Genomic DNA, 6,394 nt, shown 5'->3' with positions numbered 1-6,394 from the left:
ACCAGGCCAGCCGCCTCGCCGTACACCAACAAACCCCCCGCCCAGCGTCAGTACGCAGACCGACAAATGGGCTGCCAACTTGGCTGCCGCCCGGCAGTACTACGAACGCGAAGGACACCTGCACGTCCCCCGCAAATGGGTCGAGCACATCGTCATCGGCATCGGCAGCGACGGAGACGGAGACGGAGAAGGGGACGGCCGGGAACAGCGGGTCGTGCATCTGAAACTCGGTGCATGGGTCGCGAACCAGCGCTCCCGGGCCGCCACCCTGACCCCACAGCGCACCGAACAACTCTCCACCATCGGCATGGGCGGGGAACGCGCAAGCGAGCCATCACGTCGGTGAAAGCCGGGGTGTCGCCGGCCTGCCCGGCGGTCAGCACGAAGACCAGCGGCCGACACCGGTCGTCGGACGCTGGCGTCGGCGGCCGGCATCCGGACGCCTTAGCGCCCGCCCCGCCATACGCGAATCTCGGGGTGCAGAGCTGAGCAGCGGGCCCCACCATGGGGGCTATGAGGGCATCCAACCCCGATCCCGACCCCGACTCCACCCCCGGTCTTGAACGCGGCGGGGGTGTACCTCCCGGTGAGACTCCGCCGGCCGAGGGGAGCACCTCGGAGGCCGGACCGAGGCATGCCGCACCGAAGGGCTGGGCCACGGGCCCGTTGATCGCTATCGGCATCGTCGTGGTGCTGGTCGCCGGATTCTTCCTCGCGTACGCGGTGCTCCTGATCACGTGAGGGAAGAGGGACGGCTTCCTTGTGCCGTGAGCCCTGGTCCGGCTCGGAGTTCCAGGCAGTTCGGGCTCACCCAGTGCGCCCGACAGGCCGAGCCACACCACGGCGTCGGCCGACATAAGACACACCGCGTCCGCCTCGGTGGTCATCCGTTGGGACGGTATGGAACCCACCGACGTCGTCACCATCCGTAATGTGCCTGCGTCCGCGGGCCGGCACAGGCCGGCGTCCGAGCCTCCGTGGCCGGTCGCGGGGTAGGTCCTGGTCCTGGCCGCCCGGCCAGAACCAGGACGAGCCCAGCGGCCCCGGCTGCTGGGTGTGGTGCTGGGAACCGCTGCCGTACACGGCGCTCAAGCCCTCCGCCGCCGGCCCCCGTGAGGGAGAAGGGTTTGCGGCTTCGCGGGGCGTGTCTTGCGTGCGGCGATCCGGTTCAGCTTCGCCCGTGCCCGCTCGGAGACCATGGACAGGACCTTCAGGTTCCCTTCGTCGTCGGTGGCGGTGACGTACTCGTGTTCAAGGTCCGGCAGCAGGCGGCGATCTGCTCGCTGCGGCGCGCGGTCCAGCGGATCAGCTCGTGCGGAACTCCGGCGACTTCCATGACCGGGCAGCGCCCGGCGGTGACGGTACGGGGCTCGGAAACCAGGCTCAGCGCGTCACACGCCTCGGAAGCGCGCGACCGCCGGGCCGTACGCGGGAAGGGTGCGTTCGGTGCCGCCCGCCCTGTACCGAAGCTTTGAAGGGACCTGTGCGCGAGTTCGCCGCTCTGACACTCGGACAGATTCGAACGTACGAATTTACGGTGACGTCACTCGTTCGGCCGGTCAGGGCCCTTCCGCGCTGTCAGACTCCTGGGAGGGAACGCGCCGGTGGGGCGTGGTCGAGGCGGGAGCGGCGAGGCAGGGTGGGTGTGACCGAGCGCGGTACTGCCGGTCGTGCCGCTCCGGACGGAGCGGGGCCGGGCATGACGGACCACGGCGTCCCGCGCGCACGCGCGGTGACGGAGGACCAGCCGGGCGGGCAGCAGCGGGACAACGGGGCCGCGCGCGCGGGGCCGCGGCACGTGGCCTGCGTGATGGACGGCAACGGCCGTTGGGCGCAGCGGCGTTCGCTTCCCCGTACGGCGGGTCACCGAGCTGCGGAGACCGCTGTCATCGACGTCATCGAGGCGGCCCGGGCCGCCGGCGTGGAGTGGCTCAGCCTGTACGCCTTCTCGACCGAGAACTGGAACCGTCCCGGCACCGAGGTCGACTATCTGATGCGTCTGGTGCGCAGGGTTGTACGGAAGCATGCGCCGCTGCTGCTCGCGCGCGGCATCCGCTGCCGTTTCCTCGGGGTCGCCGATCCGCGCATCCCCCGTGAACTGGCCAGGGACTTCGACGATCTGGCGGTGCTGACCGCCGACAACCAGGGGATGACGCTGACCGTCGCCTTCGACCACGGCGGGCGCCAGGACATCGTCGAGGCCGCAAGGTCGCTGATCCGCAGCGGGACGCCCGCCGACGAGGTGACCGAGCGGCTCTTCGCGGACCACCTGCCCTTCCCCGACACCCCCGATGTGGATCTGGTCATCCGCACCTCCGGTGAGCAGCGCATCTCCAACTTCATGCTCTGGCAGGTCGCCTACGCCGAGTGGGTCTTCCCCGAGGCGCTCTGGCCGGACTTCCGGGCCCCCGACTTCCTCGCCTGCCTGCACACCTACCGGCGCCGTGACCGCCGCTTCGGCGGCGTGCCGCCCCAGACGAACGGAGACCCGTCATGACGACTGGAACCACGGGAACGGCCTACGAGGCACCCTTGTTCGGCCCGGAATCACAGTTCCGCGCCTTCTTCGACGACCCGCGCTGGGCGCTGGCCATGATCCGCGCCACCGTACTGGAGGCCGCCCACCCGCAGATCGGCGCCGCCCTCGCGGACAACTCCACCTTCGTCGCCCACCCCTGGCGCCGACTGCGCAACACCTTCCTCAGCATGCGGCGCATGTTCGACGCCGACCCTGCGGTACGCGAACGGGAGGCCGCCCGACTCAACCGGCTGCACGCCCGCATGAGCGGCTCAGACCCCCGCGGCCGCGCCTACGACGCGATGGACCGCGCGACCCGCGCCTGGGTGGTCGCCACTCTCTTCGAAAGCGGCGTCACCATGTGCCGGTTGAGCGGCCAGCCGCTCGACCAGGACACGATGGAGCGGATGTACGCCGAGTACCGCGCGTTCCTCGCCGCGCTCGACGGCGACGCCGCAGAACTCCCCGAGGACCTGAACGACTTCTGGCGATACTTCGACCGGGTTGTCAATAACGAGCTGGAGAACACCGAGGCGGCCCGCATCATCCTCTACCGGCTCTTCGACCACCTGCCCGCCCCTGCGTTGCTCGATGGCGCGCCGACACTGTGGGCGGCCGGCCGTGCTGTCGCCGGACCGCTCCTCGGCGCGATCACCGTCGCCTCGCTCCCCGAGCCTTACCGGCGCAGGGCCGGCCTGCCCGAGATGCCCGGGGCCCCGACTCTGATGCAGGGCGCCTACCTCGCCGCCGGGCTCACCCGTTTCCTGCCCGAGGGCTGGATCAATGCCGAAAGCATCATCGAGACTCTGTCCCTCTCGCCCGACAGCGACGACCCCCGCGCCCGGACCATGACTGCCCTGCGCGCCCGCATGAAGCGGGCGTCGGCCCTGCTCCGCCTCCTCACACCACTGAGCGGCGACACCATCCCCGACCCGGCACCTTCGGCAGGCACCGAAGAGAACCGACGCTCGGCGGAGGAGTTCTTCCGCACAGTGCTGGACCAGACCGGCGACGGCTACCTCGACTGGCCTGACCTCGCCGCCATGGCACGTGAACTCTCCACCCGCCTCGACCTGGACGAACCCGAGGAGACACGGCTCTACGACGCCTTTGCCGCCTGGTGGCGCGAACTCCAGGCCGCCCTGGACACGGACGGCGACGGCCGTGTCAGCGCCAACGAGTACGCCACCGCCGTCCCCTCCCTCGCCGGACCCGCGCTCATCCGCGTCGCCGAGGTCCTCTTCGACGCCACCGACAAGGACGGCAACGGGAGCATCGACGCGGACGAGTACCGAACCCTCTTCCGCGCCGCCTTCCACCGCGACCTCACCACCACCGACGGCGCCTACGGCCAGAGCGCCTTCGTGGGCGTATTCCTCTCCTTCATGGCGGGCCGACGCACGGGCACCCCGTACGACCCTCTCCTCGCCGACGCCTGACGAGCCCGTGCCGGGATTGGCGGCTACGGCTGCACGCTCCCGCGCCTACGTCCTTTCGGGCCCGTGCCGGACCTGCTCGCCGGTCAGCCTGCCGGGGTCGTTCACGTACTGGTCGGCGATGGACTCAGTGCGTCCTGGATCCTCTGACTGCGCTTCGAAGCACGTCCGGCGGATTCGACTTCGTTTCCGGCCGCCACGGGCGTAGAAGGAGGATTTCCGGGGTCTGCTTGGATGTCGAGATGACGAGTAGTTCCCCGGTTTCCCGTGCAGACGAGGCCGATTCCGGCCGCCTGGCCACCTTGCTGGACCGTGCCGCGGCCGGTCGGGACAGTCAGGCCTGGAGCGACCTATGGACGGAGCTTTATCACAACGGCTCCCTCGACGTGTCTCATCCGCTGGTACTGCTTTCGCTGATGAACATGGCTGAGGGCGAGGATGCCGGCACGGCGGCTTCAGCCCTCCACCTGGCCGGTGCGCTCCTGGTTCAGGCCGACCAGCGATACGAGACCCAGAAGCTGCGAGACCAGCACACCCCCGAAGTCGCACGTCTGCTGGCCGCCGCGAACCGGTGGCGGCAGGCCACCGCTGACCGGAATGACTACTGCCACCTGCTTGAGACGGTTCTGAACCTGGAGGGCGACATCCACTGGGCAGAGGACCTGACCTGGGGCATCGTCAGTGAGGAGTACGAGCTCGAGTGCCCCGACCCAGACGGCTGCGCGACGGTATGGGTGATCATTGGTGAGCGGGGCTTCTTCAGTGCGTCGGAGGACTACGCCCTTTCCGACGATGTCGAAACCCTCCCTCTTCATCCGGCCGATCCTGGCGCCCTCGACGGCCTTGGCCGCCGTCTCCACGAGCTGGCTCTGGCGGACGGCCACGAGGATGTGGCGCACGCCTGGACCTATGCCTTCGGCGAGGCAACCTGCCCGGAGTGTGAAAGGCGCTTCTCCGTCGTCAGACAGGTCGTTGCTCGTTCGAGCTGAGTGAGAACCAGTCCGCCGCGAGAACGTCCCGGGTCAGCGGCGGCGAGGCGGGCCCCGCTGCGACGCCTCACGCGGCGACGTTCCTCCCGCTCGGGGTCCAGTTGGCCGTCTTGTTCCTCGCTGGTGCCCCTTTTTCCGCGGCGGCCTTCTCCAACGCGTCCAGGGTCCCGGGCTCCATGATCATCCCCGCGGCATCATGATGGGCCCGGGCTGTGGTCGAGTCCACGCTGACCAGCGACAAGTCCACCAGGCCCCGTTCGCCCGCGCGGCGATCAGGCGTGCGGCGGCTACACGGGCGGTGACGTGCCACTGCGCGGGGACGGTGATGTGCGGATGGGCGGGGGTCAGCGCGGCGAGGCACCCGTAGTGCCCGGCCGCCCGCAGCCCTGCCAGGGGCCGGGCGCCGGAGGGTGCGGTCGAAGCCGACGGCGTGCGGGGCGGAGGGACGGTCAGCCGGGTGAAGCCGGCCGCGCGGGCGGTGTCGAGGAGGTGCGCGTACAGCGTCCTGCCGATACCGCGCCCGATCAGGCCGGGCTCCACGAAGAGCAGGCCGAGTGTGCCGTTCGGGGCCTCGCCCTCCAGCGAGGCGACACCGAGCAGCTCACCGGACCGCTCGTCCTCCGCGACGACGACCCGCCTCGCCGCCATCTCGTACGCGGCGAGGGTGAGTTCGTCCCGACAGGCGGTCAGGAGGCCGTCGTACCCCATGCGCCTTGGAACGCAGCATCAGCGCACTGAGGGCCTCGGCCTCGTCGGGGCGGGCGTTCCGTATCCGCACGCCCCGACTCCGGGTCGTTCGGCGGGCCTGGTCAGCCGCCCACCTGGAAGGACTCCGCCGCCGGGGAGACCTCGGCGGGGCGCACCACGCGCAGGCCGCCGGGGACCTTGTCGTCCGGCTTCATGATCACGGACTCGCGGGTGGAGGGCGCGGCCGGGTCGGAGAAGTTGTGCGTGATGCCGAAGCCGCTGCGGTACGCGGTCACGGTGAGCAGCGCCTTGCCGACGCCCTCCCGGGTGAGGTCCTTGGCGGTGCAGGCCTTCTTGAGGACGTCGCCGTAGACCTGTGCGGCGGTGTACCCGGCGACCACTCCGTTGTCGAGGACGTCCTCGGGGTAGGCCGCCGCGTACTCCTTCGCGAGCTTCGCCGGTGCTGCTTCCGTGGAGCCGATGGGGAGGGTGGAGGCGGCGACGTAGTAGTCCTTCATCAGGGCGGGTCCGGCCGGGGTGGCGAGGAGTTGGGGCGCGAAGGCGGAGTTGTTGCCGATGACGGGGACCTGGAAGCCGGTGGCCGCGGCGACGCCGACGAGGGAGGCCGCCTGGCGGGGGCCCGCGCTGACGATCACCGCCTTGACACCGGCCCGTTTGAGCGCGGCGACCTGCGCCGACATGTCGTTGTCCGTCGGCTTGATCTTCTGCTCGACCACGGTCAACCCGGCTTGTTCTGCGGCGTA

General features: G+C 70.2%; 7 protein-coding genes and 2 pseudogenes. 5 read left to right on the top strand and 4 right to left on the bottom strand.

Annotated features, from left to right (window positions below):
- A partial coding sequence (locus tag QR77_RS41105) for a helicase associated domain-containing protein (protein ID WP_078877958.1) occupies positions 1–346 on the top strand: 346 nt, incomplete at its 5' end.
- Here the strand turns inward: QR77_RS41105 and QR77_RS49670 are convergent.
- Positions 318–416: pseudogene (locus tag QR77_RS49670) on the bottom strand (IS5/IS1182 family transposase); the annotation flags it as partial. The gene QR77_RS41105 and the pseudogene QR77_RS49670 sit on opposite strands and share 29 nt — an antisense overlap.
- Positions 417–513: 97 nt before the next feature.
- Between QR77_RS49670 and QR77_RS41100 the strand changes: the two are divergent.
- From QR77_RS41100 to QR77_RS41080, 4 genes are all read left to right on the top strand, one after another.
- Positions 514–741: a DUF6480 family protein gene (locus QR77_RS41100; protein WP_040026977.1), complete on the top strand. Its 228-nt coding sequence runs from the start codon at positions 514–516 to the stop codon at positions 739–741.
- A gap of 1,069 nt (positions 742–1,810) precedes the next feature.
- A complete protein-coding gene (gene uppS, locus QR77_RS41090) occupies positions 1,811–2,497 on the top strand; it encodes a polyprenyl diphosphate synthase (protein ID WP_040029579.1) in 687 nt (228 codons plus the stop codon).
- Positions 2,494–3,957, top strand: a complete 1,464-nt coding sequence (locus tag QR77_RS41085; RefSeq protein WP_040026974.1) for an oxygenase MpaB family protein — start codon at positions 2,494–2,496, stop codon at positions 3,955–3,957. Before uppS ends, QR77_RS41085 begins: the two co-directional genes overlap by 4 nt.
- Positions 3,958–4,184: 227 nt before the next feature.
- The gene (locus QR77_RS41080) at positions 4,185–4,943 is read left to right on the top strand and encodes a hypothetical protein (RefSeq protein WP_040026973.1); all 759 of its coding nucleotides are present in this window, start codon (positions 4,185–4,187) and stop codon (positions 4,941–4,943) included.
- An 11-nt stretch (positions 4,944–4,954) separates the two neighbouring features.
- Here the strand turns inward: QR77_RS41080 and QR77_RS49665 are convergent.
- From QR77_RS49665 to QR77_RS49660, 3 genes and pseudogenes are all read right to left on the bottom strand, one after another.
- Positions 4,955–5,187, bottom strand: a pseudogene (locus QR77_RS49665) (hypothetical protein); the annotation flags it as partial.
- On the bottom strand, positions 5,124–5,591 hold the full coding sequence (locus tag QR77_RS44610; RefSeq protein ID WP_236711225.1) for a GNAT family N-acetyltransferase: 468 nt from the start codon (positions 5,589–5,591) through the stop codon (positions 5,124–5,126). The gene QR77_RS44610 and the pseudogene QR77_RS49665, both read right to left, overlap by 64 nt.
- A gap of 161 nt (positions 5,592–5,752) precedes the next feature.
- The coding region (locus QR77_RS49660; RefSeq protein ID WP_040026972.1) for an ABC transporter substrate-binding protein at positions 5,753–6,394 on the bottom strand (642 nt) is incomplete at its 5' end.

The sequence above is a fragment of the Streptomyces sp. 150FB genome, from assembly GCF_000818195.1.
GTDB lineage: Bacteria > Actinomycetota > Actinomycetes > Streptomycetales > Streptomycetaceae > Streptomyces.
The sequence above is the reverse complement of the archived record's forward strand: the minus strand, read 5'-3'. Positions and strand labels throughout refer to the sequence as shown.

Coding starts and splice junctions, on each gene's coding strand:
- QR77_RS41100 (WP_040026977.1), top strand. CDS start 514: ATGAGGGCATCCAACCCCGATCCCGACCCCGACTCCACCCCCGGTCTT.
- uppS (WP_040029579.1), top strand. CDS start 1,811: ATGGACGGCAACGGCCGTTGGGCGCAGCGGCGTTCGCTTCCCCGTACG.
- QR77_RS41085 (WP_040026974.1), top strand. CDS start 2,494: ATGACGACTGGAACCACGGGAACGGCCTACGAGGCACCCTTGTTCGGC.
- QR77_RS44610 (WP_236711225.1), bottom strand. CDS start 5,591: ATGGCGGCGAGGCGGGTCGTCGTCGCGGAGGACGAGCGGTCCGGTGAG.